Here is a 24,925-nt window from a genome sequence, read left to right on the forward strand (position 1 = left end):
CGGGCTCCGCGCGGCTCACTGCGCCTGGTAGAGGATCCCCCGGCCGATGGCCTCCCGGACCACCGGCAGCGCGGCGTGCGCCAGCGCCTCGGCGTCCACTCGGTGGTGGCTGGCGAGCAGTTGCAGCAGCGTGCCCAGTGGCACCTCGCCGCGGCAACCGGCCAGCAACGCCCGGGACACCTCGTCGACCCCCAACACCGCCGCCGGGCCGCCCGGGCGCTGCACCGCCGCCGAAATCTGTTGCCAGCCTTCGGGTCCGGGCAGGTAGTGCTCCTCGAGGAACACCGGCGCCGTCGAGAGGCGGGCCGCCAGCAACGCGCTGTCGTCGGTGTCGCGCAGGTAGGCGCGGCGCGCGAAGAACGCCTCGACCTCGGGCCCGGTCAGCGCCTCGTCGGCCCCGACGATCTCCTCCAGGATGTGTTCTGGCGGCCCGGTCTCCCCGACGGCCGGGGCGCGCAACGCGATGATGCCCATCCCGACGGCGGTGATGTCGTTGTCGGCGAACCAGTCCAGCCATTGCCCGCCGCGCCGTGCGCTCTGCTCCGCACTCTCACCGGCGTCGGACAGCCACAGCGACACATAACTGACCGGGTCGGCGAGTTCGCGCTGCACCACCCAGGCGTGCAAACCGGTGCCCGCCAGCCACTCGGTGACCCGCTGCCGCCAGTCGTGCCCCGAACGCACGATCCAGTTCGCCATGATCTGCGCGGTCCCGCCGGGGTTCAGATGGTCGCCCACCTGCTCGATCAGCCGCCGACACAGCGCATCCCCGACCATGCCGGAATCCCGATAGAGGTAGTCCGCGGCGCCGGCGCCCACCACGAACGGCGGATTGGACACAATCAGATCGAATCGCTCCCCCGCGACCGGCTCGAACAGGCTGCCGCACCGTAACTCCCAGCTCAGCCCGTTGATCCGGGCGGTGGCCGCGGCCAACGCCAGAGCGCGCTCGTTGGTGTCGGTGGCCACGATCTCGGTGCAGTGCGCCGCCAGGTGGACGGCCTGGATGCCGCAGCCGGTGCCGAGATCGAGTGCCCGGCCGGCCGGGGCGCGACTCACCGCGCGGGCCAACGAGACCGAGGCGCCCCCGATCCCGAGCACGTGATCGCGCCGCACCGGGGTGCCGCGCAGCGCCGCGTCCTGATCCGAGACCACCAGGTAGTCGCGGGCACCGTCGCTGTGCGGGCGGATGTCCAGGGCCGCGCGCGCGGCCCCCGGCCCGGCCGGTTCCAGCACCCCGTTGGCCAGCAGGTCCGCCGGCGCCACACTGGGAAACGCCACCTCGATCTGGTCGAGCGGTTCGTCCACGCCGAGCAGGAACAGCCGCACCAGCACCGCCAGGCGTTGCCGATCGGGCCCGGCGCTGCGGGTGGCCCGCAGCGCCGGCCACCACACCCCGCGTCCGAGGGCGGCCTCGGCGTCCGCGCCCAGCAGTTCGGCCACGCCGTCGGTGCGGTAGTCGGCCGCGCGCAGGTCGGCGCCGACGGCCTCGGTCACCCCCGGGTCGAACAGGGGGTGGTTCAAAACAGCTCGGCTTGTTCGGCCTGCGGGTCCGCCGGGGCGATGAGTTCGGGGCCGTTGTTGCGGACGTTGTTGACCAGGGTCGACACCTGCCGGACGACGATCCGGTCCAGATCGCCGTGGCCGCGCAGCAGACCCTCGTCGATCGGGGCGTCCGGATCCATCCAGCGGTCCCAGTCCGGGCGGCTGATGGTCAGCGGCATCCGGTCGTGGATTTCGGCCAGCGGCCCCACGGCGTCGGTGGTGATGATCGTCGCGCTCAACAGCGGCGGGACGCTGCGGTCCGCGCCCTTGGGCCGCCAGGTGGACCACAACCCCGCCATGAACAGCGGCTCGCCGTCCTCGGCGTGCAGGTAGAACGGTGTTTTGTGCCCCTTGGCGTCCCGGTTGGGGGTCCACTCATACCAGCCGTCCATCGGGACCAGGCAGCGCTTGTTCTTCGCCGAGTTCCGGAACGCCGGCGATTCGGTGACCGTCTCGGCGCGCGCGTTGATCAGCAGCGGCCCCTTGCCCTCGAGCTTGCCGTCGGGCCCGGTCTTCGCCCACGGCGGAATCAGACCCCACCGCATGGACCGCAGCCGTCGCGTCGCCTCGTCCTCGGGTTCGGCGTGGCGCTTCACGACGGTGCTGATCGCGGTGGTGGGCGCGACGTTGTAGTTGGCCGCCGACGCACCGGCGGCGCCCTGCGCCGCCGCGGTCGTCTCGTCGAGCGCCTGGATCTTCTGCGCCAGCAGCGCAGGGTCGGTGGTGACCGCAAACCGTCCACACATGGCCTACATGGTTCCAGACGGCATCGACAAGGCAGGATGGATCCGTGTTGCAACACCCTTGGCCGGCCCCGCATGCGGCCACCCCTGTCCACGCCACCGTGATCGTCCCCGGTTCGAAGTCGCTGACCAACCGGACGTTGATGCTCTCGGCGCTGGCCGCCGCGCAGGGGTCGGGCTCCTCGACCATCAGCGGCGCGCTGCGCAGCCGCGACACCGACCTGATGATCGGGGCGCTGCGCACCCTCGGACTCGACGTCACCGGCGACCACTCCGAGTTGACGATCTCCGGTGGGGTGGCCCCACCGGCCGGCGCCCGGGTGGACTGCGGCCTGGCCGGCACGGTGCTGCGGTTCGTGCCGGCGCTGGCCGCCCTGGGATCGGTGCCGGTCGAGTTCGACGGCGATGAGCAGGCCCGGACCCGGCCGATCGCGCCGCTGCTCGAAGCGCTGCGCACCCTCGGGGTGGACATCGACGGCGACGCGATGCCGTTCCGGGTGACCGGCACGGGTGCGGTGCGCGGCGGCACGGTGGGCATCGACGCCTCGGCGTCCTCGCAGTTCGTGTCCGGACTGCTGCTGTGCGGCCCCTCGTTCGCCGACGGTGTCACGATCGAGCACACCGGGACCACCATGCCGTCGGCCCCGCACGTGGCGATGACGGTGCAGATGCTGCGGCAGGCCGGCGTCCGGGTCGACGATGCGACGGCGAACCGCTGGCGGGTGGAGCCGGGGGCGGTCGCGGCCCGGCACTGGGTCGTCGAGCCGGATCTGTCGAACGCGGTGCCGTTCCTGGCGGCCGCCGTGGCCACCGGCGGTGCGGTGCGCATCATCGGCTGGCCGTCGCCGAGCCTGCAGGCCTCCGACACCATCCTGCGGGTACTGGCGGCGACGAATGCCACTGTGTCACGCACGGATTCGCATCTGGAGGTGCAAGGGCCGGTCTCCTACGGCGGCTTCGACGTCGACCTCAACGAGGTGGGCGAGTTGACGCCCGCGGTGGCGGCGCTGGCCGCCCTGGCGGTCGAGGGGTCGGTGTCACGGCTGCGCGGGATCGCACACCTGCGCGGCCACGAAACCGACCGCCTGGCCGCGCTGAGTGCGGAGATCAACGGCCTCGGCGGCGACTGCGTGGAGACCGAGGACGGTCTGTCGATCACCGCGACGCCGCTGCACGGCGGCACCTGGCGGGCCTACGCCGATCACCGGATGGCCATGGCCGGTGCGATCGTGGGGTTGCGGGTGGCCGGCGTCGAGATCGACGACATCGCCACCACCGACAAGACCCTGCCGGAGTTCCCCGACCTGTGGGCCGACATGCTGGCGGGCCAGGAGTAAGGGCCGCGATGGCGGGACGCGTTCGCAGCTACGACGAATCCGATGTCCGGATCCGTCCGGGTAAGGGCTCGCGACCGCGTACCAAGATCCGCCCCGATCACGCCGACGCGGAATCGGCCATGGTCGTCACCGTCGACCGCGGCCGCTGGGGCGTCGTGCTCGACGGCGACCCCGACCGTCCGGTCACCACCATGCGGGCCCGCGAATTGGGCCGGACCCCGATTGTGGTGGGCGACGACGTCGACGTGGTGGGTGACCTGTCCGGCCGCCCGGACACGCTGGCGCGGATCGTGCGCCGCCGCGAGCGCCGAACGGTGTTGCGGCGCACCGCCGATGACACCGACCCCACCGAGCGGGTGGTGGTGGCCAACGCCGATCAGCTGCTGATCGTGGTCGCCCTGGCGGATCCGCCGCCGCGAACCGGGTTCGTTCAGCGGACGCTGATCGCCGCCTATGCCGGCGGGCTGACTCCGATTCTGTGTCTGACCAAATCCGATCTGGCACCGCCCGAACCGTTTGCGGCGCAGTTCGCCGGGCTGGACCTGACCGTGCTCACCGCCGGCCGCGACGATCCGTTGGATGCCGTGGAGCCGATCCTGACCGGCAAGCTCACGGTACTGCTCGGCCATTCCGGTGTGGGCAAGTCGACGCTGGTGAATCGCGTTGTGCCGGATGCCGATCGCGCGATCGGCGCGGTGTCCGGCGTGGGCAAGGGCAGGCACACCTCGACCCAGTCGGTGGCACTGCCGCTGGCCGGTGGCGGCTGGGTGATCGACACTCCGGGGATTCGGTCGTTCGGGCTGGCCCACATCGAGACCACCGACGTGTTGATGGCCTTCTCCGATTTGGCCGCCGCCATCGGCGACTGCCCGCGCGGCTGCGGACACCTGGGTCCGCCGGCCGACCCCGAATGCGCCCTGGACCAACTCGCCGGACCGGCCGCGGACCGGGTGGCGGCCGCGCGCAGCCTGCTACGCGTGCTGCGCGACGGCGCCGAGGCCTGACCCTCAGGCGGCCCGGTCGATCCGATCCGCGTCAAACCGATTGTCACGACGCTGTTTCCGCGCCGCGCGCACGCGCCCAATGGCGGTCTTGAGGCCGCGCTTGCGACCGCTGCTCGGATCGGTGGCCGCGAACTCCGGCCCCAACTCGGCGAACATCCATTCGCTCCGGGTCTCCGGCGCGTCATGGGCGGTGTCGCGCAGGAACTTGTCCGGCAACGACAGCTTGGCGATGGTCCGCCACGTCTTGCCGTACTGACCCAGGAAAGACCCCGTGGTGTAGGGCAGGTCGTACTTCTCGCACAGCTCACGCACCCGCACCGAGATCTCGTGATACCGGTTGCTCGGCAGGTCCGGGAACAGGTGGTGCTCGATCTGGTGGCACAGGTTGCCGCTCATGAAGCGCAGCAACGGGCCGCCCTCGAAGTTGGCGCTGCCCAGCATCTGCCGCAGGTACCAGTGGCCGCGCGATTCCCCGACCATGTCGGTCTTGGTGAACTTTTCGGCGCCGTCCGGGAAGTGGCCGCAGAAGATCACCGCGTTGGCCCAGATGTTGCGGATGATGTTGGCCACCGCGTTGGCCTTGGCCGTCGACTTGAAGGTCGCGCCCGGCGACAGTGCGGTCAGCGCCGGATACGCGACGTAGTCCTTGACCAGCTGATGCCCGGTCTTGACGCCGAACTCCCGGAGCCGCACGAAGGTGGCGGCGCGGTCGTCGCGACCCTTGAAGATCTTGCCGAGTTCCAGGTGCTGCAGGCCCACGCCCCACTCGAACAGCAGCGCCAGCATGGTGTTGTACACCAGGTTGAACAGGTTGCTCGGCGTCCACCGCTGATCGCGGGTGACGCGGATCAGGCCGAAGCCCACATCGTCGTCCATGCCCAGGATGTTGGTGTACTTGTGGTGCATGAAGTTGTGGGTGAAGCGCCAGTGCTTGGACGCCCCGGTCATGTCCCACTCCCAGCTCGTGGAGTGGATCTCGGGATCGTTCATCCAATCCCACTGACCGTGCATGACGTTGTGGCCGATCTCCATGTTCTCGATGATCTTGGCCGCGCCCAGCGTCGCGGTCCCCGCCCACCAGAACGAGCGCTTGGAGCTGCCGGCCAGCAGCAGGCGGCCGGCCACTTCGAGTCCACGCTGGATGGCGATGGTGCGACGGATGTACCGCGCGTCTCGCTCGCCCCGGGAATCCTCGATGTCCTGACGGATGGCGTCGAGTTCGACGCCCAAGCTCTCGATGTCGGCCTCGGTCAGATGCGTAAACGCCGGGATGTCAGTGATTGCCATCGTCGACCTCCTCTCGTTGTACCTACGCTACCGTAACCTACGACTCCGTAGGTTACCAGCCAGTAAAGCCTAAATATCCAACACGCAATCGCCGGCGGCCGCGGAGACACAGGTCTGCACGCGGGTGCCCGGCTCGTGCTCGACGCCGGTGCGCAGATCCCGCACATGTCCGTCGACCAGGCCGACCACGCAGGACTGACAGATACCCATCCGACAGCCGAAGGGCATCTGCACGCCCACCTGCTCCCCCGCGTCCATCAGCGAGGTGGCGGCGTCGGCTACCACGGTCTTGCCACTGCGTTCGAAGGTGACGGTGCCGCCGATCCCGTGCGCCGGGGCCCGTGCCACCGCAAACCGCTCCAGGTGCAGGCTGTCGTCGAGTCCGATGCCGGACCACAGCCGTTCGGCGTCGGCGAGCATCGCCTCGGGCCCGCACGCCCAGGCCTGCCGATCCCGCCAGTCGGGGACCTCGTCGTCGAGCCGCGCCAAATCCAGCCGGCCCTCGGTGCGCGTGGCCCGCAACCGCAGCCGGTAGCCGGGGTGGGTCTCGGCCAGCTCCGCCAGTTCGGCCGCGAACATCACGTCCGCAGCGGTCGGCGCCGAGTGCACATGCACGACGTCGGAGATCTGGCCGCGACGCACCAGCGTGCGCAGCATCGACATCACCGGGGTGATCCCCGAGCCCGCGGTTAGGAACAACACCTTCGCCGGGGCCGGGTCGGGCATCACGAAATTGCCCTGGGGCGCGGCCAACCGCACGATGGTGCCGGGTGCGACGCCGCCGACGAGGTGACTGGACAGGAAGCCCTCCGGCATCGCCTTGACCGTGATCGTGATGGTGTTCGAGGCGGCGACCGGCGTCGAGGTCAGCGAGTACGACCGCCAGCGCCACCGGCCGTCGATCAGCACGCCGATGCCGATGTACTGACCGGGCTGATAGTCGAAGGTGAAGCCCCAGCCGGGCTTGATGACCAGCGTGGCCGAATCCTCGGTCTCGCGGCGGACATCGACGATGCGGCCGCGCAACTCGCGGGCCGACCACAGCGGATTGGCCAGGTGCGCGTAGTCGTCGGGCAGCAGCGGCGTGGTGATGCGGCCGATCAGGGTGCGCAGCGCGTGCCAGCCCGGATGCTTGTCGGCGCCGACGACGGTGGGCCGGACGGTGTCGACGACCTTGGCGCTGATCTTGATGGAATTCTTGGCCATGACGGCTCCTGCCTGGGTGGCGGTTTTGAACAATCCCGAAACCCCGGGAGATAACCTACGGTACCGTAACTTACGGTGCCGTATCCAGTGCCGAGCCCGCAAGCCCGCCTCCGCGCGAGCTACAGCAGCTCAAGCAGAAACGGCAGTTCCTGGGTCGCGTACCAGGCCAGATCGTGATCCAGCGCATCGCCGACGGTCAGCTCGGCGTCCTCGTCACCCATATCCGCCTCGTCGATGACCGCGATCGCCGCGCGGACCGCGGGCTCGGCCTCGGCGATGTCGACGTAGGCGGCGGCCACCGCGTCCGTCCGGCACGGGCCACCCACCCGCACCACGGCGTCGTCGAGATCCGGGCGCATGGTCACCGGCTCGATGTCGGCCACGATCACGGCTCGGCGCAGCGGCAGGGCATCGTCGGTCGCCCCGGTCCCGCCGTCCTGGTCGGTGGCGAGCAGCCGCAGCGACGCCCGTGCCGCCTCCCCGAGCGCCACCTCGGCGAGTTCGTCGTCGTCGCCTTCGGCGTAGGCCTCCCGCAGTCTCGGGGTCACCGCGAAGGCGGTACCGCTGACGGGAAACAGCTCGCCGTCGGCGACCAGTTGGCGCAGCATGGCCAGTGTCGCCGGGATGTAGACCCGCATCTCCGCAGACTAGCCGCTAATCGGCCAACAGGGCGGCGACGTGATCGGGGACATAGGTGGCCAACTCCCGCGGCAACCGCTGGTAGTCGTGGGCCTGCACGGGCCGTTCGGGCAGGCGCACCTTGGGCCGGTCCACGGCGTGGTAGTCGATCGTGGACAGCAGGTGGCTCATCATGTTCAGGCGGGCGTGCTTCTTGATATCGGATTCGACGACATACCAGGGACTTACCGGCGTGTCGGTGTGGGCCATCATCTCGTCCTTGGCCCGCGAATAGTCCTGCCAGCGGTACACCGAGTCCAGGTCCATCGGCGACAGCTTCCATTGCCGCACCGGGTCTTTCAGCCGCTTGCGGAATCGGCGCAGCTGCTCCACGTCGGAAACCGAAAACCAGTACTTGCGCAACAGAATCCCGTCGTCGATGAGCATCTGCTCGAAAATGGGGGCCTGATGCAGGAACAGCGAATGCTCGTGCGGGCTACAGAATCCCATCACCTTCTCCACCCCCGCCCGGTTGTACCAGGACCGGTCGAACAGCACGATCTCGCCCCGGGTCGGCAGCTCCGCGACATAGCGCTGGAAGTACCACTGCCCGCGTTCGCGTTCGGTCGGGACCGGCAGCGCCGCAATGCGCGCCACCCGCGGACTGAGGTATTCGGTGATCCGCTTGATGGTCCCGCCCTTGCCGGCGGCGTCGCGACCCTCGAACACCACCACCAGCCGGGTGCCGGAGTGCTTGACCCATTCCTGCAGCTTCACGAATTCGGTTTGCAGACGGAACAATTCGGTCGTGTAGAGCTCGTCGGGAATCTTGGTGCCCGTGCCCTTGCCCTTGCGCTTGCCCACCGCCGCATCCTACTGCGGCACGGCCCTGGCGGGAGCCCAACTACTGGGCGGCTTCGAGCAATTCCTCCAACGATTCGCGCAGCAGTGTGGGTAGCACGTCGACGTCGCTCATGGCCTCCCGGTCGGCATTGATGCCGAAATACACCTTGCCGCAATAGGACGTGACACCAATGGCCAGCACCTGGTTGTGCAGCAGCGGTGGCACCGCATAGGTCTCGAGCAGCTTGGCGCCGGCGACATACATCTGGGTTTGGGCGCCCGGCACATTCGTGATCAACAGGTTGAACAGCCGCGCCGCGAAATTGGTGGCCACCCGAATACCCATCGCATGCAGCGTGGGCGGCGCGAAGCCCGACAGGGTCACGATGGTGCGGGCATCCACCAGGCTGGTCGCGGTGGGATGCGATTCGGTGGCATGGGCGATCTGGGACAGCCGGACCACCGCGTTGCCCTCCCCGACCGGCAGATCCACCAGGAACGGGGCGACCTCGCTGATGGCCTGACCGGGCCCGGCCGCCCCGTCCTCGTCGAGGTCCGGGTAGACCGACATGGGTGCCATGGCGCGCACGGTCGTGCTGGGAGTGACCGGTTCGCCCCGGGACAGCAGCCAGTTGCGCAGCGCGCCGGCCACGACGGCCAGCAGCACATCGTTGACGTCGCAGTCATAGCGCACCCGCAACCGCCGGTAGTCCTCGAGGCTGCCGCTGGCCACGGTGAAGCGCCGGTTGCGCGAAACCCTCGTGTTCAGTGGGCTGCTCGGAGCGGTGCCGCGCGCGACCGTGCGTGCGGCATCGGCAACGCGGCGCCCGATGTCGGCCAGCTGACCGGAGTTGGTGACGACGCCCGTGACGGCCGACTGCACCGCCGCCAGCTGCTCGCGCGGCCCGGAGAACCAGTCCCCGACCGCGCCGAGCACCAATCCGGCCGTCCCCGGCTCCCGCGCCGGAATCCAGAGGTCCTCGCCGAAGCTCGGTGGCTGCTGGGTGCGATCGGCGATCACATGCCCGATCTCCAGGGCGCCCATGCCGTTCACCAGTGCCTGATGGCTTTTGGTGTAGATCGCGATGCGGTTCTTGGCCAGCCCCTCGACCAGGTACATCTCCCAGAGCGGGCGGCTCTTGTCCAGCGGGCGCGAACCGAGCCGGGCGATCAGGTCGTGCAGCTGGGCGTCGCTGCCCGGCGACGGCAGCGCCGAACGACGAATGTGGTAGGTGATGTCGAAGTCGGTGTCGTCGATCCACACCGGTCGCGCCAGGCCCAGCGTGATCTCCCGGACCTTCTGCCGGTAGCGGGGCACCTGGGGTAGCCGCTGCTCGACGGTGTCGAGCAGCGACTCATAGCTCAACCCGGAGCGCGGTTTCTGCAGAATCGACAGCGATCCGACGTACATCGGTGTCGAGGTGTTCTCCAGCTGATAGAACGACGCGTCTGAGGCCGACAGCCTGGTCACCATCCCGGTGTCGTCCCCCTTGCATGTCGACTACTGCCGACATCCACGTTAACCGGAGGACGGGGGGTTCTGCACAACGGGTGCACACGCGGAGCCCCCGACTGTGCCAGGATCACCAGCAGTAGTTCCTGCCACTCTCCAGCAGGCCGGCCGATTCGTCGCATGCACTGGAGGGTCCGAACTTTGACCGTTGCGAGCAGCCCCGCACCGAGCGCCATCGTGGTACCGGTCGTCGACTATGAACCGGCCATCGGTACCGGGCCGGCGCCGCCGGCGCCACCGCGCCCACCGACACCGCGCCTGCGGGCGGTGCCCGCCGGTGCTGCCGCCGGGCCCTCGGAACACCTCGCCGCCGCCGCGGCCTTCGCCGATGCCGCGCTGCGCACCGTGCTCGAGGTCATCGACCGACGGCGGCCACCGACCCAGCTGCGTCCGCTGATGCCGCCCGGGCTCGCCGACTCCGTGCTCGCGTTCACCCGGGGCGGGCGCGCCCGGGACGGCGCGGCGGTCCTGCGCCGGGCCCGGGTGCAGGCCTGTGACCGCGCCGAGCGCACCTTCGAGGTCGCGGCCACCTACTCCCGGCGCAACCGGTTGCACGCGATCGCGTGCCGGGTGGAATGGCGCCGCACCACCCACGGCCGCCGATGGCAGATCGTCGCGCTGCACATCGGCTGAACCGTCAGTTCTTGCGGGACGCCTTGGCGGCCTTGCGGGCGGCCTCGCGGCGTTCCCGGCGCGTGCCGCCCTCGCCGGCGGCAGCCGCGGCGGCCGAGCGCCGCCCGGCCGCGCCGGAGCGCTGCACCGCGGCCTCGCCGTCCTCCGCGGGACCGGTGTAGGTCAGCGGAGGCGTCGACTCGCCGTTGTCGATTCCTTTGGCGCGCAAGCCCACCGGGGCCGCATGCCGCGGTCCGGCCGGCTGGTCCTGGCCCGCCGCGGGAGCAGTCCGCTTGGCGGCCGCCTCCGCGAACTCGGCCAGACCCTGCGGGGTCTCCACCGGGGCCACGGCCGGCGCGGGGGCGGCCTCGACCTGCACGTTGAACAGGAAACCCACCGACTCTTCCTTGAGCGCGTCGAGCATCGCCCGGAACATGTCGTAGCCCTCGCGTTGGTACTCGACCAGGGGATCGCGTTGAGCCATCGCACGCAGACCGATGCCCTCCTTGAGATAGTCCATCTCGTAGAGGTGCTCGCGCCACTTGCGGTCGATCACGTTGAGCAACACATTGCGTTCGAGCTGACGCATCGCGCCCTCGCCCGCGAGCTCCTCCAACTCGGCCTCGCGGCGCGCGTAGGCCGCCTTGGCGTCGTCGAGCAGGGCCGTCAGCAGCTCCTCGCGGGTCAACTCGCCAGCCTCACCGACGGCGTCGAGGTCCAGCAGATCGCGGTGATCGATACCCACCGGGTACAGCGTCTTGAGCGCCTCCCAGAGCTTCTCCAGATCCCAGTCCTCGGCGTAGCCCTCGGCGGTGGCGCCCTCCACATAGGCGGTGACGACGTCGACCAGCATGTCGAGGGCCTGCTGCTGCAAATCCTCGCCCTCGAGGATCCGGCGGCGCTCGGCGTAGATGACCTTGCGCTGCAGGTTCATCACCTCGTCGTACTTGAGGACGTTCTTGCGGACCTCGAAGTTCTGCTGTTCGACCTGCGTCTGGGCGCTCTTGATGGCCCGGGTCACCATCTTGGCCTCGATCGGCACGTCGTCGGGCAGGTTGAGCCGGGTCAGCAGGGACTCCAGGGTCGCGCCGTTGAAGCGCCGCATCAACTCGTCGCCCAGCGACAGATAGAACCGGGACTCGCCCGGGTCACCCTGGCGGCCCGAGCGACCCCGCAGCTGGTTGTCGATGCGCCGGGATTCGTGCCGCTCGGTGCCCAGCACGTACAGCCCGCCAGCGGCTCGGACCTGGTCGGCCTCGTCGGCGGCCTCGGCCTTGATGGTCTCGAGCATGTCGTCCCAGGCCGCTTCGTACTCTTCGGGCGTCTCGATCGGGTCCAGGCCCTTTTCCCGCAGCCGCTTGTCGGCCAGGAAGTCGACGTTGCCGCCCAGCACGATGTCGGTGCCACGGCCGGCCATGTTGGTGGCCACGGTGACCGCACCGCGCCGGCCGGCCTCGGCGATGATGTTCGCCTCTTGCTCGTGGTACTTGGCGTTGAGCACGTTGTGCGGGATCCGGCGCTTGGTGAACTGGCGCGACAGGTACTCGGAGCGCTCGACGCTGGTGGTGCCGATCAGGACCGGCTGGCCCTTCTCGTAGCGCTCGGCGACATCGTCGACCACCGCGATGTACTTGGCTTCCTCGGTCTTGTAGATCAGGTCGGACTGGTCAGCGCGGACCATCTCCCGGTTGGTCGGGATCGGCACCACACCCAGCTTGTAGATCTCGTGCAGCTCGGCGGCCTCGGTCTGGGCCGTACCGGTCATGCCGGAGAGTTTGTCGTAGAGCCGGAAGTAGTTCTGCAGCGTGATGGTGGCCAGCGTCTGGTTCTCGGCCTTGATCTCGACGTGCTCCTTGGCCTCGATGGCCTGGTGCATGCCCTCGTTGTAGCGCCGGCCGGTCAGCACCCGGCCGGTGAACTCGTCGACGATGACGACCTCGCCGTTGCGGACGATGTAGTCCTTGTCGCGGTGGAACAGCTCCTTGGCCTTGATGGCGTTGTTGAGGTAGCTGACCAGCGGCGAGTTGGCCGCCTCGTAGAGGTTGTCGATGCCGAGTTGATCCTCGACGAACTCGACACCGAGTTCGTGCACGCCGATGGTGCGCTTGCGCAGGTCCACCTCGTAGTGGGTGTCCTTCTCCATCATCGGCACGATGCGGGCGAACTCCTGATACCAGTGCGCGGCGCCGCCGTCGGCCGGACCGGAGATGATCAGCGGCGTCCGCGCCTCGTCGATGAGGATCGAGTCCACCTCGTCGACCACGGCGAAGTTGTGGCCGCGCTGCACCATGTCGTCCACCGAGTGCGTCATGTTGTCGCGCAGGTAGTCGAAGCCGAACTCGTTGTTGGTGCCGTAGGTGATGTCGGCGCCATAGGCCACCCGGCGTTCCTCGGGCGTCATCTGCGACAGGATCACGCCGACGTCCAGGCCGAGGAAGCGGTGCACCCGGCCCATCCATTCGCTGTCACGTCGGGCCAGGTAGTCGTTCACGGTGACGACGTGCACGCCCTTGCCGCTCAGCGCGTTGAGGTAGGCCGGCAGCACACAGGTCAGGGTCTTGCCCTCACCGGTCTTCATCTCCGCGACGTTGCCGAAGTGCAGTGCCGCACCACCCATGATCTGCACGTGGAACGGCCGCTGGGACAGCACTCGCCAGGCCGCCTCTCGGGCCACGGCGTACGCCTCGGGAAGCAGGTCGTCAAGGCTGGTACCAGCCGCAACGCGCTTTTTGAACTCGTCGGTCTTGGCGCGCAATTCGTCGTCGGTGAGCTTCTCGACGTCATCCGAAAGGGAGTTGACGTAGTCGGCCACCCCGTTGAGGCGTTTGACCATACGGCCTTCACCCAGGCGCAACAGCTTGGACAGCACTGATGTATCCCCTACAGGATTGGAAGTCTTTATCGCTGCCCATCGTAGGTGACGCGGCGTCAAGGTCCGGCGAACTCGCCCCTCGAACTGGCCCCGACCCGGCGTTACCGCCCGGGCGGCCCAGACCGCGGCCCGGGCGGAGAGGGCCGGAAGCCGCCCGCCCGGGCCGCAGCGTGGCGCCGTGATGTCCGGCTCAGCCGCCGATCAGGCCAGTCGGATGAGGCCGTAATCGAATGCGTGGCGACGGTAGACCACCGACGGCTTGTCGGACTCCTTGTCGTGGAACAGGAAGAAGTCGTGGCCCACCAGTTCCATCTCGTAGAGCGCGTCGTCGACGGTCATCGGCTTGGCGGGGTGCTCCTTCACGCGGACCACCTGACCGGGTTCGTAGGGCTCCGGTGTCGACTCCTGGGCCGCGATGGGGGCCGCGGGCGGCTCGAAGGCCTGCGGCACGACGGCCGTGGCCTTGGCGAGCGACACCGGGGTCTTGTCGCCGTAGTGGATCTTGCGGCGGTCCTTCTGCCGCCGCAGCCGCGCCTCGAGCTTTGCGACGGCCGATTCCAGCGCGGCATAGAAACTGTCGGCGCAGGCCTCCCCGCGCACCACCGGGCCGCGACCCCGCGCGGTGATCTCGACGTGCTGGCAATTCTTACGTTGGCGACGGTTCCGTTCGTGGTCGAGTTCGACGTCGAACATGTAGATGGTGCGGTCGAACCGCTCCAATCGGGTGAGTTTCTCCGAGACATAGACGCGGAAGTGGTCGGGCACCTCGACGTTGCGACCTTTGACCACCACTTCGGCGTTCGGTCCAGATGGCTGCTCGGCCGTACGTTCGGAGACCAGCGTCTGGGCTGCATTCACGGATTGGCTTGACATGCTTGACATCTCGATTCTGTGTCGCTTTGCACGCGGGAGCGTGCCTGGCTGATACACAACATGTGCCGAGGGGCTCGTGGACGCGGGAGTCCGCCGGCGCCTGGGGTCGAGAACTCACCTCCTCACGCGGTCGGCTCCACACCAACCGTGTGGGCCTCGGGTCAGAAGCCTCGCCGCAAGCAACTTGCGGTCGTTGTTCCCGAAGGTAGTCGCAGTTCACCCAAACGTGCCACCCTTTTGGTCGACGTGTTGCCGGAACTTTCGCCGGGCGTAACACGCGAGCGCGGTTCAGGCGTACGCGAGCGTCAGCACACCCGTCACGCGCGCCCCGGAAGTTTGCAGGACGCGCACGGCTTCGCGGGCCGTCGTGCCCGTGGTGACGATGTCGTCGACGACGAGGATCTCGGCGCCGCGCGGCGGGTGTGCGGTCAGCAGAACCCGACCGGCGACGTTGCGTTCGCGGCCGCGGCTGTTGAGCCCGACCGAGTCGCGCACCAGCGCGCGCATCCGCAGCGCCGGCGCGACGGCGAGCTGCGGATGGCCGGCCACCGCCGCGACCGCCAGCCGCGTCACCGGGTCGCCGCCGCGGCGGCGCGCCGAGGACCGCCGGGTCGGGGCCGGCACGAGCACCAACGGCAGCCCGACCATCCCCCAGGTCAGCAACCTGTGCACCCCGAGCGCCAGTGCGCGCGACAACGGGGCGGCCAGATCGGTGCGGCGACGCTCCTTGAGGGCGACGATCGCGGCCCGGCGCGCCCCGGCGTAGCGGCCCAGCGCGAAAACCGGCACGCCGGGATCGTTGCGCGGGGTCACCAGGTGGGGCTGATCCGCGGCGACCGTGAGCGCGGACGCGCACGCCGCGCACCACCGCGTCGCCGGTGCGCCGCAACCGCCACATTCCAGCGGCAGGATCAGATCGAGCACGCTGGCAGTGTGCGACGGCCCACCGACACGTCGCTCAGCCCGGCAGCACCGGCACCGCCCCGGGCGTCAGGAACGCCCGCACCCCCGACCACGCCTGATCGTTGTCGGCCCCCGAACCGGACAGCTGCATCACGCCCTGCTGGTCGGCCACGTAGACCGTGGACGGGTTGGCCGCCACCGTGCCCACCGGCAGCGCCAGGCCCCGGCTGGGTCCATCGGAGTTGACCCCGTCGAGGTTCACGTAGGACACCGGATGCGCCGGTGCGTTGCGGCTGACGACGATGTCGTCGCCGGTCCGCCACGACAGCGACACCACCGAGGACTCCAGCCCGAACCCCAGGCGCCGGGGGTAGGTCAGCGCAAACTGCCCGCCCGGGGTCTGCTCGACGCCGGAGAGGATCACCTGGCCCTCGATCACCAGCGCGGCCCGGGTGCCGTCGCGCGAGAGCTGCAGTTCGGTGACCGTACCGGGATACTTGGTGGCCACCGCGATCGAGTCCACCGGGACGCGGGCCGGCTGGCCGGTGGCCGCCTCCTGCGTCACCCGCACCACGTTGTTGCCGTCCACCACCACCCACACCGCGCCGTCCAGCGCCCAGGTGGGGCGAGTCAGGGTGCGGCCCTTGATGGCCTCGACCGCGTCCTGGCCGCTGTTGTCGATCCACAGCATCGACACCGCATCCGGGGCGCCGACCCGCAACGCCACCACCGAGGCGACCCCGCTGCCGTCCCGCGACAACGCCGCCGACCGCTGATCTCCCATCGTGCCGAGCACGCCGCCGACCGGGGTCGCCCGCTGGCCGTCCAGGAACATCAGCGAGCCGTCGACCACCGCGTGCAGTCCGGCCGAGGCGCCGTCCGCGGCACCGGGATCGGTCGCCGCGACGTCGGAGGTCTCCCAGCCGTCGGCAAAGCGCTCGTCCAGCGGCAGACCGTCGACCTCGATCACGTAGGGGCCCTTGACGTCGGCCCGCGCCAGCGTCCAGATGATCTGGGCGGCAAGCAAAGACCGACTCTGCGGATCGGAGCTGGGCAGGTTCTCCAACTCGATGCGGGCGCCGCCGTAGCCGTTGCCGACGCCGGACTTGCCGCCGTCGGCCCGGGTCACCGGACCGCGCAACTGCAGCGGCGCGCCGAGCATGTTGCGCACCGAGTTGGCCAGCTCGGGGCGGGGCCCGGCGATCAGCTTGGACACCAGTTCGGTGGCCAACTGATCGCGCTCGGAGACCGCGACGTAGCGCGGATCGGGCACCGTGGTCTTCCCGGTCGGCTCGACGAAATACAGCGGGTAACGCTTGTAGGTCTCCTGAAACTGCTTCCAGTCCAGGAACACTCCGTTGGGCAACTTGTCGATGCGCCAACCCTCGGGCGTCTTCACCAACTCGATGGGCCCCGGGTCGGGCAGCGAACCCTCGGCGGTCTCGAAGACACCCATATCCGACAACGAGCCGAGGATGTCGGCCTGCATGCTCACCGAGACACGGTCCGCTTTGCGGGTTTCGGTGAACACCACGCGGTCGATCAGCAGTGCGCTGCCGGCGTCGTCCCATTCGCGGGAGGCCGATTCGGTGAGGAACTGCCGAGCGGCCAGATGTCGGTTGGCGGGATCGGCGGTGGCCTTGAGGAATTCGCGCAACAGCTGGTCCGGCGCCATCCCGGGCGTCGGCTTGGGCAGGTCCTGTGGGGCGGCCCGCTCCACAGTGCCGATCGCCTGCGGCGCCGACGAATTGGGCACGCCCGCGCAGCCGGCCAGGACGGCGACGACGGTACCCAGGGTCAGCAGCAGACCAAGCAGCCGATTCACCCGCTGTCTCCGGCGTGCTCGCGGGCCCGCGCCTGGCGCTGCCGGTCCTTGCTTTCGGCGCCAACGGGTTTCATCGGCAGCGGACTCGTGGTCACCTTGTGGCCCCGCACCAGCGGCAGCGTCAGGCGGAAGCAGGACCCGCTGCCGGGCTCGCCCCAGGCCTCCAGCCGGCCCTGGTGCAACCGGGCGTCCTCGATGCTGATCGCGAGGCCCAGTCCGGTGCCGCCCGAGCGGCGCACCCGCGCCGGATCCGAGCGCCAGAACCGACTGAACACCAGCTTCTCCTCACCCGGCCGCAAACCCACACCATAGTCGCGGACCGTCACCGCGACGGTGTCCTCGTCGGCGGCCATCCGGATCCGGACCGGCTTGTGTTCGGCGTGGTCGATCGCGTTGGCGATCAGGTTGCGCAGGATCCGTTCCACCCGTCGCGGGTCGACCTCGGCGATCACCCCGTCGCCCGGCATGTCGACGAGCAACTCGATGCCGGCGTCGTCGGCCAGGTGCCCGACGTTCTCCAAGGCGCTGTTCACCGTCGAGCGCAGGTCCACCGATTCCACCGACAACTCCGCGACACCGGCGTCGTGGCGCGAGATCTCCAACAGGTCGTTCAGCAGCGACTCGAACCGGTCCAACTCGTTGACCATCAGTTCGGTGGAGCGCCGCAACGCCGGATCGAGTTCCTCGCTGTTGTCGTAGATCAGGTCGGCGGCCATCCGCACCGTGGTCAGCGGGGTGCGCAACTCGTGGCTGACGTCGGAGGTGAATCGCCGCTGCAGGTTGCCGAACTCCTCGAGTTGGGTGATCTGCCGGCTCAAGCTCTCGGCCATGTCGTTGAACGACACCGCGAGTCGGGCCATGTCGTCCTCACCGCGCACCGGCATCCGTTCGGTCAGATGCCCCTCGGCGAAGCGCTCGGCGATCTGCGAGGCCGACCGCACCGGCTGCACCACCTGCCGCGACACCAGCCAGGCGATCCCGGCCAGCAACAGCAGCAGCACCAACCCGCCGGTCACCATGGTGCCGCGCACCAGCGCGATGGTCCGTTCCTCGCCGGAGAGCGGGAAGATCAGGTAGAGCTCCAGGTTGGTCACCCGGGAGGCGGTGGGGCTGCCGATCACCAGTGCCGATCCCGAGAAGCCGTCGGTGTCCACCGCGGCGTACTGATAGCTGACCTGACCGGCCAGCACGAATTCCCGCAGCGCCGCCGGGATCTCGTCGATGGGGCCGGCCGCGGTGGCGGCGCGCGGTCCGTCGCCCGGGACCACCAGCACGGCATCGAAGGTGCCGGCGAGGCCGGTCGAGGTGGCGCGCGACGTCAAGGTGTTGCGGGCCAGTTGCAGGCTGCTGTCCAGCGACCGGGTTTCCTCGCCGCCGACGATTCCGGCCACTATCGTGCCGGCCCGCTCGATCTCCTCAGTGGCCGCGCGGACCTTCACATCGAGCACGCGGTCGGTGATCTGACTGGTGAGCACGAAGCCCAGCACGAGGATCACGGTCAGCGAGAGCCCGAGCGTGAGCACCACGACCCGCAGTTGCAGCGACCGCCGCCACGCCACCCCCACCGCACGGCTCAGTGCATTCAGCCCGCGCAGTAGCGGACCCGATCGCCCCCAACGGCCCCGGCTACGCCGTTTCGAGCGACCGATCATCCGCGCCTCACGGAGGTCCGGCCTTGTATCCCACTCCTCGAACGGTCAGCACCACCTGCGGGTTCTCGGGATCCTTCTCGACCTTGGCGCGCAGCCGCTGGACGTGCACGTTCACCAACCGGGTGTCGGCGGGATGCCGATAGCCCCAGACCTGTTCGAGCAGCACATCCCGAGTAAACACCTGGCGTGGTTTCCGTGCCAGCGCGACCAGCAGGTCGAACTCCAGCGGGGTCAGCGAGATCTGCTCGCCCTGGCGGGTGACCTTGTGCGCCGGCACGTCGATCTCGACGTCCCCGATGGACAGCATCTCGGCGGGTTCGTCCTCGTTGCGGCGCAGCCGCGCGCGGACCCGGGCCACCAGTTCCTTGGGCTTGAACGGCTTCATCACATAGTCGTCGGCACCCGACTCGAGCCCGAGCACCACGTCCACGGTGTCGGTCTTGGCGGTCAGCATCACAATGGGCACGCCGGAGTCGGCGCGCAGCACCCGGCAGACGTCGATGCCGTTCATCCCGGGCAGCATCAGGTCCAACAGGACCAGATCCGGCCGCAACTCGCGCACGGCGGTCAGCGCCTGCGTACCGTCGCCGATGACCGCGGTGTCGAAACCCTCGTTCCGCAGGACGATGGTCAGCATCTCGGCCAGCGACGCGTCGTCATCGACGACAAGGATTCTTTGCCTCATGACAGTCCATGGTGTCACCAAACCGTGACAAAACGCCGCTAGGACGCTGGGCGTTTCGCATCTGGCGCCGGTCGGCCACGGCCGCCGCCGCCCGACGGACGCCATGATTGACATGGTGTCATTTCTGACGCACACTCCGTCAGATTGTTACCTGCGCCACAGCAGCGCGCGCCCCTCGTAGGTCGATACCGCCCATCGGTCGCATCCAAGGATGGTTCTTGCCATGACAAAGCTCGACATCACCACCCAGACCCGCAACCTCGACAACTTCCTCGAAACGTTGGACAACCCGCGGCATCGCCGGATCATCGCCAATTACCGTCGGCATGCGATCTTCGAGATCACCGGGCACAAGGAGCGGATCTTCACGCCGGAGATGACCGTGGATCACCCCGTCTACTACCTCAACGCCAATGGACTGAGCCTGACTCTCGACGGCCGGGATCAGGTATTGGCGTTCTACTCGTCGCTCGAGGAGCGCGAAGCGACGGTCATGGTCGTCGAGGACGAGAAGCTCGCGGTGGCCGATTGGGGATTCGCGTCCGAGGCCTGGTTCAACTCCTACATGCCGGGCCGCCTCGTGCCGGACGGCTGGGACGCCGACCCGGACAAGCTGTACATCCTGCGCCAATACCTGGCGATGAACTGGCCCTACGACGAGCAGGGCCGAATGGTCGGCGAACATGTCTACGAGCATGCCGACCTCGCGGAACTGACCGAGATCGCCGCCGACGAGTTCATCACCCTCGCCGAAGCGCGCGAGAAGCTCCTACCGTTGCAGCAGGAACTACCCGCGCTCGACGGCTCGCCGGCCACCGCCGTGGCAGCGCGCTGACGACGCGATGAGCAACATTTTCGGTCCGGCCCGGCAGAACGGTCTGGTCGTGGCGAACCTCGACGAGGCGGTGAAACGCTGGGTCGGCAAGCTGGGCGCCGGTCCGTTCTACGTGGTGCGGCACCTGCCGCTGGACTACTTCACCTACCGCGGTCGTCCGAGCAGTCCCGACATCAGCGTGGCGTTGGGCAACCTGGGCGAGCTGCAAATCGAGCTGATCGAGCAGCACAATGACGAACCCTCCCCGTACCTGCATTTCGTGCACACCAAAGGGCCTGGCCTGCACCACATCTCGGCGTGGACCGCGGCCTACGACGAGGACCTCGAACGCATTCGCGACCGCGGCTTCACACCGGACTGCGAGGGTCAGATCAGTGGATTGGCCCGCTTCGCCTACTTCGATTCGGATGCGACCGACGGGTCCGCTTTCGAGATCTCCGACCTCGGGGCCGGCAACGAATACGGCGCGATCCACGATTTGATCCGCCAGGCCGCGGTGGACTGGGACGGGTCCGACCCGATCCGATCGCTGAGCTGAACGCAGCGGCCGGGGATCAATTCGTGTCACCCGCGGCCCCACGCCGGGCCTAGGATCTAGTGACCTGCCACAATCGGCAGCAAACTTTCCGGAGGGGGCTCATGACGGATCCCAACCTGCTGTCGATGACCCCGTCCGACGTCATCTACTCGGCCGACTACCTGGACTCCATCGGCACCGCGGCCGGCGCCGAACGGCGCGCGCTGGCCACCGAGCTGGCCGGCCACGGCGCGGCCTGGCAAGAGCAGGCCAAGCCGGGTTTCGCGGCGTTCATCGACACCGTGCACCGGCAGGCGGACCGGACGCAGACCGAACTCAGCGACGTCGCCGACAAGCTGCGGCACGCCGCCCGGGAATACCTGGCCACCGCGCAGGAGGGTGCCGATGCGCTGCGCTATCACCGCTCGGGTACGTGAGGCGGAGCGTCAGACCGCGGTCAGTGCCGCCAGCACGTCCCCGGGCGTGCTCTGCGGCCCCAGCGTGAGCCAGGGTCCGACCCAGTTCGCCGCCGCCAGTTCGGCATACACCGCACCGGTGCGCTGCTGCAGTCCGCTGTCACGTTCATAGGCATCGCGTGCGCGGCCCGGCTCGTCCTCGGCCCGGCTGCGGGCCCGCGCTCCGGCGAGCTCCACCGAGACATCGAGCAACAGTTGACAGTCGGGCTTGGGCAGCCCCAGCCGCTCGAACTCCAGGCGGTACACCCAGTCCACCGCCGCCCCGTCCGCCCGCTGGTGCAGCCGCGCCGCGCTGTAGGCGGCGTTGGAGGCCACATAGCGGTCCAACAGGACCACGTCGTGGGTCCGGCTCAGCTCGGCGATGTGCTCGGCCGCCCCGGCGCGGTCCAGCGCGAACAGCATGGCCATCGCATACACCGACTCGGCCAGGTCACCGTGTTCGCCGTGGAGCGCCTCCGCGGCGATATCGGCGTGCACCGACTGCCCGTAACGGGGAAATGCCAACGTGGACACGGTCTTCCCGGCCGTCTCCCAGGCGTTGCACAGGCCTTGGGCCAGGGTCCGCTTCCCGGCCCCGTCGAGTCCTTCGATCACGATGAGCACGCGTCGAGCCTAGTGGGCCGCCCGATCGCGGGTCGCGACGTCGGTGATCAACTGTCGGTGATGGCGCCGGTTTGCGCGTCGACATCGATCTCGACCTCGGAGCCGTCCGGGCGAACCAGTTCGATCTGCCACACCACGACGCCGCGCTCGGTGTCGATCTGGATCTCGCTGACGGTGGCGTCCGGTTCGCGTTCCACCGCCGTCTGCATCGCGCGGTTCGCATCGACCTGGGCCGCCTCGGCCTTGGCCACATCGTCACTGGGCGTGCCGACCTGGCGCTGCGAGATGATCTCGGCTCCCGCCTGATCGATCCGCACCTCGAACTCGTTGCCGTCCGAGGCCACCTCGATGTCGAGGACCTTGCGGCCGTCGTCCGAGTCGACCTCCAGATCGAACGGCCGGCCGTTCGGGACGGCCGCGGCGGCGGTCCGCAGCCCCTGCTCGACCGCGGAGACCGGCAGGCCCTTGCCGGTGGCCGCCGGCGCCGGGGCGCCCGGCGCTGCCGACGTGGTGACCGAGGTGGTGGCCTGGGTGGTCTCGCTCGTTTCGGTGGCCTCCGCCGTGGGTTGGTCGGTCTGCGAGTCGCTCGAACAGCCCCCCAACACGAGTGTGCAGGCGAGCAGGCCCAGGCCCGCCGGACGTCCCCAATGCATCATGGTGCGCTCCCAACGCTGAGTCTCGATCTCCGTCTGGTACCCACAAACCCCGCACCCGACACCACGGGCTGTCGCGGTGTGCGCGCCGGGGCGGTCCCGAAAACGCAAATCGCCCAAACCCCTACGGGTTTGGGCGATTTCGCTCGCGCTGGGTCAGTACCGGTAGTGATCCGGCTTGTACGGGCCTTCGACGTCGACGCCGATGTACTCGGCCTGCTCCTTGGAGAGCTTGGTCAGCGTCCCGCCGAGAGCCTCGACGTGGATCTTGGCGACCTTCTCATCGAGGTGCTTGGCCAGCCGGTACACCTCGTTGTCGTATTCATCGTTCTTGGTCCACAACTCGATCTGGGCGATCACCTGGTTGGAGAAGCTGTTGCTCATCACGAACGACGGGTGACCGGTGGCGTTGCCGAGGTTGAGCAGCCGGCCCTCGGACAGCACGATGATGGACTTGCCGGTGTCACCGAAGGTCCACTCGTCGACCTGGGGCTTGATGTTGATCCGGGTGGCACCCGAGCGCTCCAGACCGGCCATGTCGATCTCGTTGTCGAAGTGACCGATGTTGCCCAGGATCGCCTGGTTCTTCATCGCCTTCATGTGATCGAGGGTGATGATGTCCTTGTTGCCGGTCGAGGTGATCACGATGTCGGCGTTGCCGATGGCCTCCTCCACGGTCACCACGTCGAAGCCGTCCATCAGCGCCTGCAGCGCGTTGATCGGGTCGATCTCGGTGACCTGGACGCGCGCGCCCTGGCCGGCCAGCGACTCCGCGCACCCCTTGCCGACATCGCCGTAACCGCAGATCAGCACCTTCTTGCCGCCGATCAACACGTCCGTGCCGCGGTTGATCCCGTCGATCAGCGAGTGCCGGGTGCCGTACTTGTTGTCGAACTTGGACTTGGTCACCGAGTCGTTGACGTTGATCGCCGGGAACACCAGCGTGCCGGCGGCCGCGAACTGATACAGCCGCAGCACGCCGGTGGTGGTCTCCTCGGTGACGCCCTTGACCGACTCGGCGATCTTCGTCCACTTGGACTTGTCGGTCTCGAACCGCTCCCGCAGCAGGCTCAGGAACACCTTCCACTCGGCGGGATCGTCGTCCTCGGCGGGCGGCACGACGCCGGCCTGCTCGAACTCGGCGCCACGCAGCACCAACATGGTGGCGTCCCCGCCGTCGTCGAGAATCATGTTCGCCGGCTCACCCTCCCAGGTCAGCATCTGCTCGGCGGCCCACCAGTACTCCTCGAGCGTCTCGCCCTTCCAGGCGAACACCGGCACACCCTGGGGCTCCTCGGGGGTCCCGTGCGGCCCGACCACGGTGGCGGCGGCGGCATGGTCCTGGGTGGAGAAGATGTTGCACGAGGCCCACCGGACTTCAGCACCGAGGGCAACCAGCGTCTCGATCAGGACCGCGGTCTGCACGGTCATGTGCAGCGAGCCGGAGATGCGGGCACCCTTGAGCGGCGCAACCTCGGCATACTCGCGGCGCAGCGACATCAGACCGGGCATCTCGTGCTCGGCCAGGCGGATCTCCTTGCGGCCGAATTCGGCCAGGGAAAGGTCAGCGACCTTGTAGTCGATGCCGTTGCGGCTATCGGCGGTCAGCGTCATTCGAAATAACTTCCTTCGCAGTACGGTTTGCTTGGCTCGGATCAGTGTCGGTCTGGATCACACCGTACCGCTCGGCGAATGGCGTCATGAGCCTTGCCAGATCTCCAGCGACGTCATGGTTGGCCTCCGGGGGCATCGAGACGTAGCTCATCGCCAGCCGCACGATGGCGCGCGCCAACACCCCGGCGTCCTCCTCGCTGGCCGCGACCCAACTGTGCATGAACGAATCGGTGAGCTTGGCCGAGGCCCGCGAGATGATCGGTGCGCTGTCGGTGGTGATCAGCTGCAGCAGATCCGGCTTGGCGGCGCCGGTCAACAGCGAGATCACCAGCGGATCGGCGGCCGATTCGGCGAAGAACGACCGGAAGCCCTCGAGAAACGCCGGATACATCTGCCCGACGTTGTTGTCGATCGCCTGGCCGACGGCATCGACCAGGCGATCGGCCAGGCGCAGCGCGTACCCCTGGGCCAGACCCTGACGCGATCCGAACTCGTTGTAGATGGTCTGGCGGCTCACCCCGGCCGATTTGGCGACGTCGGACAGCGTGATCGAGGACCAGTCCTTGGTGAGCAGGAGATCACGCATCGCCTCGAGCACCATCTCGCGCAACAGCCCGCGGGAGGCCTCGGCGTAGGGCACGCGCGCGGCCCCACCCTTGCTGCCGGCCGGCCGCCGCGACGAGTTGCTCACACGCGCGACACTAACGCC

Annotated in this window: 23 protein-coding genes; 6 read left to right on the plus strand and 17 right to left on the minus strand. The window is 68.7% G+C overall.

Going from position 1 to position 24,925, the window contains the following annotated elements:
- Positions 1-15: 15 nt before the first annotated feature.
- A complete protein-coding gene (locus tag RCP80_RS17695; RefSeq protein WP_308478916.1) occupies positions 16-1,524 on the minus strand; it encodes a DUF7782 domain-containing protein in 1,509 nt (502 codons plus the stop codon).
- Positions 1,521-2,291: an SOS response-associated peptidase gene (locus RCP80_RS17700; protein ID WP_308478918.1), complete on the minus strand. Its 771-nt coding sequence runs from the start codon at positions 2,289-2,291 to the stop codon at positions 1,521-1,523. Before RCP80_RS17700 ends, RCP80_RS17695 begins: the two co-directional genes overlap by 4 nt.
- A 47-nt stretch (positions 2,292-2,338) precedes the next feature.
- Here RCP80_RS17700 and aroA point away from each other — a divergent pair, with 47 nt between their 5' ends.
- The gene (aroA, locus tag RCP80_RS17705) at positions 2,339-3,625 is read left to right on the plus strand and encodes a 3-phosphoshikimate 1-carboxyvinyltransferase (RefSeq protein ID WP_308482905.1); all 1,287 of its coding nucleotides are present in this window, start codon (positions 2,339-2,341) and stop codon (positions 3,623-3,625) included.
- Positions 3,626-3,633: 8 nt separating this feature from the next.
- Complete coding sequence (rsgA, locus tag RCP80_RS17710; protein WP_308478919.1) at positions 3,634-4,629, plus strand: ribosome small subunit-dependent GTPase A; 996 nt, start codon at positions 3,634-3,636, stop codon at positions 4,627-4,629.
- Positions 4,630-4,632: 3 nt separating this feature from the next.
- Here the strand turns inward: rsgA and RCP80_RS17715 are convergent, their stop codons facing one another.
- The 5 genes from RCP80_RS17715 to RCP80_RS17735 all read right to left on the minus strand — a co-directional run bounded on the left by RCP80_RS17715 (position 4,633) and on the right by RCP80_RS17735 (position 10,057).
- Positions 4,633-5,916: a fatty acid desaturase family protein gene (locus RCP80_RS17715; protein WP_308478920.1), complete on the minus strand. Its 1,284-nt coding sequence runs from the start codon at positions 5,914-5,916 to the stop codon at positions 4,633-4,635.
- A 69-nt stretch (positions 5,917-5,985) separates the two neighbouring features.
- The gene (locus RCP80_RS17720; protein ID WP_308478921.1) at positions 5,986-7,122 is read right to left on the minus strand and encodes a ferredoxin reductase; all 1,137 of its coding nucleotides are present in this window, start codon (positions 7,120-7,122) and stop codon (positions 5,986-5,988) included.
- A gap of 119 nt (positions 7,123-7,241) precedes the next feature.
- A complete protein-coding gene (locus RCP80_RS17725) occupies positions 7,242-7,760 on the minus strand; it encodes a DUF6912 family protein (RefSeq protein WP_308478922.1) in 519 nt (172 codons plus the stop codon).
- A 16-nt stretch (positions 7,761-7,776) separates the two neighbouring features.
- Positions 7,777-8,604, minus strand: coding sequence for a polyphosphate kinase 2 (gene ppk2, locus RCP80_RS17730; protein ID WP_308478923.1), 828 nt, complete (start codon positions 8,602-8,604; stop codon positions 7,777-7,779).
- A gap of 40 nt (positions 8,605-8,644) precedes the next feature.
- Complete coding sequence (locus tag RCP80_RS17735) at positions 8,645-10,057, minus strand: WS/DGAT/MGAT family O-acyltransferase (protein WP_308478924.1); 1,413 nt, start codon at positions 10,055-10,057, stop codon at positions 8,645-8,647.
- A 180-nt stretch (positions 10,058-10,237) separates the two neighbouring features.
- Here RCP80_RS17735 and RCP80_RS17740 point away from each other — a divergent pair, with 180 nt between their 5' ends.
- Positions 10,238-10,729, plus strand: coding sequence for an Rv3235 family protein (locus RCP80_RS17740; RefSeq protein WP_308478925.1), 492 nt, complete (start codon positions 10,238-10,240; stop codon positions 10,727-10,729).
- A 4-nt stretch (positions 10,730-10,733) separates the two neighbouring features.
- On the opposite strand, the gene secA is transcribed toward RCP80_RS17740, so the two are convergent.
- From secA to mtrA, 6 genes are all read right to left on the minus strand, one after another.
- On the minus strand, positions 10,734-13,577 hold the full coding sequence (gene secA / locus RCP80_RS17745; protein ID WP_308478926.1) for a preprotein translocase subunit SecA: 2,844 nt from the start codon (positions 13,575-13,577) through the stop codon (positions 10,734-10,736).
- A gap of 204 nt (positions 13,578-13,781) precedes the next feature.
- Positions 13,782-14,453 carry a ribosome hibernation-promoting factor, HPF/YfiA family gene (gene hpf / locus RCP80_RS17750; protein ID WP_308478927.1) on the minus strand — a complete coding sequence of 224 codons (672 nt, stop codon included), beginning with the start codon at positions 14,451-14,453 and terminating at the stop codon, positions 13,782-13,784.
- Between the two features lie 288 nt (positions 14,454-14,741).
- Positions 14,742-15,377: a ComF family protein gene (locus RCP80_RS17755; protein WP_308478928.1), complete on the minus strand. Its 636-nt coding sequence runs from the start codon at positions 15,375-15,377 to the stop codon at positions 14,742-14,744.
- Between the two features lie 34 nt (positions 15,378-15,411).
- A complete protein-coding gene (gene lpqB / locus RCP80_RS17760; protein ID WP_308478929.1) occupies positions 15,412-17,181 on the minus strand; it encodes an MtrAB system accessory lipoprotein LpqB in 1,770 nt (589 codons plus the stop codon).
- Positions 17,178-18,833 (minus strand): MtrAB system histidine kinase MtrB, encoded by a 1,656-nt coding sequence (gene mtrB, locus RCP80_RS17765; protein ID WP_308478930.1) that lies wholly within the window; start codon positions 18,831-18,833, stop codon positions 17,178-17,180. The genes lpqB and mtrB overlap by 4 nt, the downstream gene beginning before the upstream one ends.
- A gap of 7 nt (positions 18,834-18,840) precedes the next feature.
- Positions 18,841-19,518, minus strand: coding sequence for a two-component system response regulator MtrA (gene mtrA / locus RCP80_RS17770; RefSeq protein ID WP_068245077.1), 678 nt, complete (start codon positions 19,516-19,518; stop codon positions 18,841-18,843).
- A gap of 223 nt (positions 19,519-19,741) precedes the next feature.
- Between mtrA and RCP80_RS17775 the strand changes: the two genes are divergently transcribed.
- From RCP80_RS17775 to RCP80_RS17785, 3 genes are all read left to right on the plus strand, one after another.
- Positions 19,742-20,353, plus strand: a complete 612-nt coding sequence (locus tag RCP80_RS17775) for a hypothetical protein (RefSeq protein WP_308478931.1) — start codon at positions 19,742-19,744, stop codon at positions 20,351-20,353.
- Positions 20,354-20,360: 7 nt separating this feature from the next.
- Positions 20,361-20,891, plus strand: coding sequence for a VOC family protein (locus RCP80_RS17780; protein WP_308478932.1), 531 nt, complete (start codon positions 20,361-20,363; stop codon positions 20,889-20,891).
- Positions 20,892-20,992: 101 nt separating this feature from the next.
- The gene (locus RCP80_RS17785) at positions 20,993-21,307 is read left to right on the plus strand and encodes a WXG100 family type VII secretion target (protein ID WP_308478933.1); all 315 of its coding nucleotides are present in this window, start codon (positions 20,993-20,995) and stop codon (positions 21,305-21,307) included.
- Between the two features lie 9 nt (positions 21,308-21,316).
- On the opposite strand, the gene RCP80_RS17790 is transcribed toward RCP80_RS17785, so the two are convergent.
- The 4 genes from RCP80_RS17790 to RCP80_RS17805 all read right to left on the minus strand — a co-directional run bounded on the left by RCP80_RS17790 (position 21,317) and on the right by RCP80_RS17805 (position 24,817).
- The gene (locus RCP80_RS17790) at positions 21,317-21,949 is read right to left on the minus strand and encodes a dTMP kinase (protein ID WP_308478934.1); all 633 of its coding nucleotides are present in this window, start codon (positions 21,947-21,949) and stop codon (positions 21,317-21,319) included.
- Positions 21,950-21,996: 47 nt separating this feature from the next.
- Positions 21,997-22,605, minus strand: coding sequence for a PepSY domain-containing protein (locus tag RCP80_RS17795; protein WP_308478935.1), 609 nt, complete (start codon positions 22,603-22,605; stop codon positions 21,997-21,999).
- A 153-nt stretch (positions 22,606-22,758) separates the two neighbouring features.
- On the minus strand, positions 22,759-24,216 hold the full coding sequence (ahcY, locus tag RCP80_RS17800) for an adenosylhomocysteinase (protein ID WP_308478936.1): 1,458 nt from the start codon (positions 24,214-24,216) through the stop codon (positions 22,759-22,761).
- The gene (locus RCP80_RS17805) at positions 24,197-24,817 is read right to left on the minus strand and encodes a TetR/AcrR family transcriptional regulator (RefSeq protein WP_308482906.1); all 621 of its coding nucleotides are present in this window, start codon (positions 24,815-24,817) and stop codon (positions 24,197-24,199) included. Before RCP80_RS17805 ends, ahcY begins: the two co-directional genes overlap by 20 nt.
- Positions 24,818-24,925 lie beyond the last annotated feature (108 nt).

The organism is Mycolicibacterium sp. MU0053 (assembly GCF_963378095.1).
Classification (GTDB): domain Bacteria; phylum Actinomycetota; class Actinomycetes; order Mycobacteriales; family Mycobacteriaceae; genus Mycobacterium; species Mycobacterium burgundiense.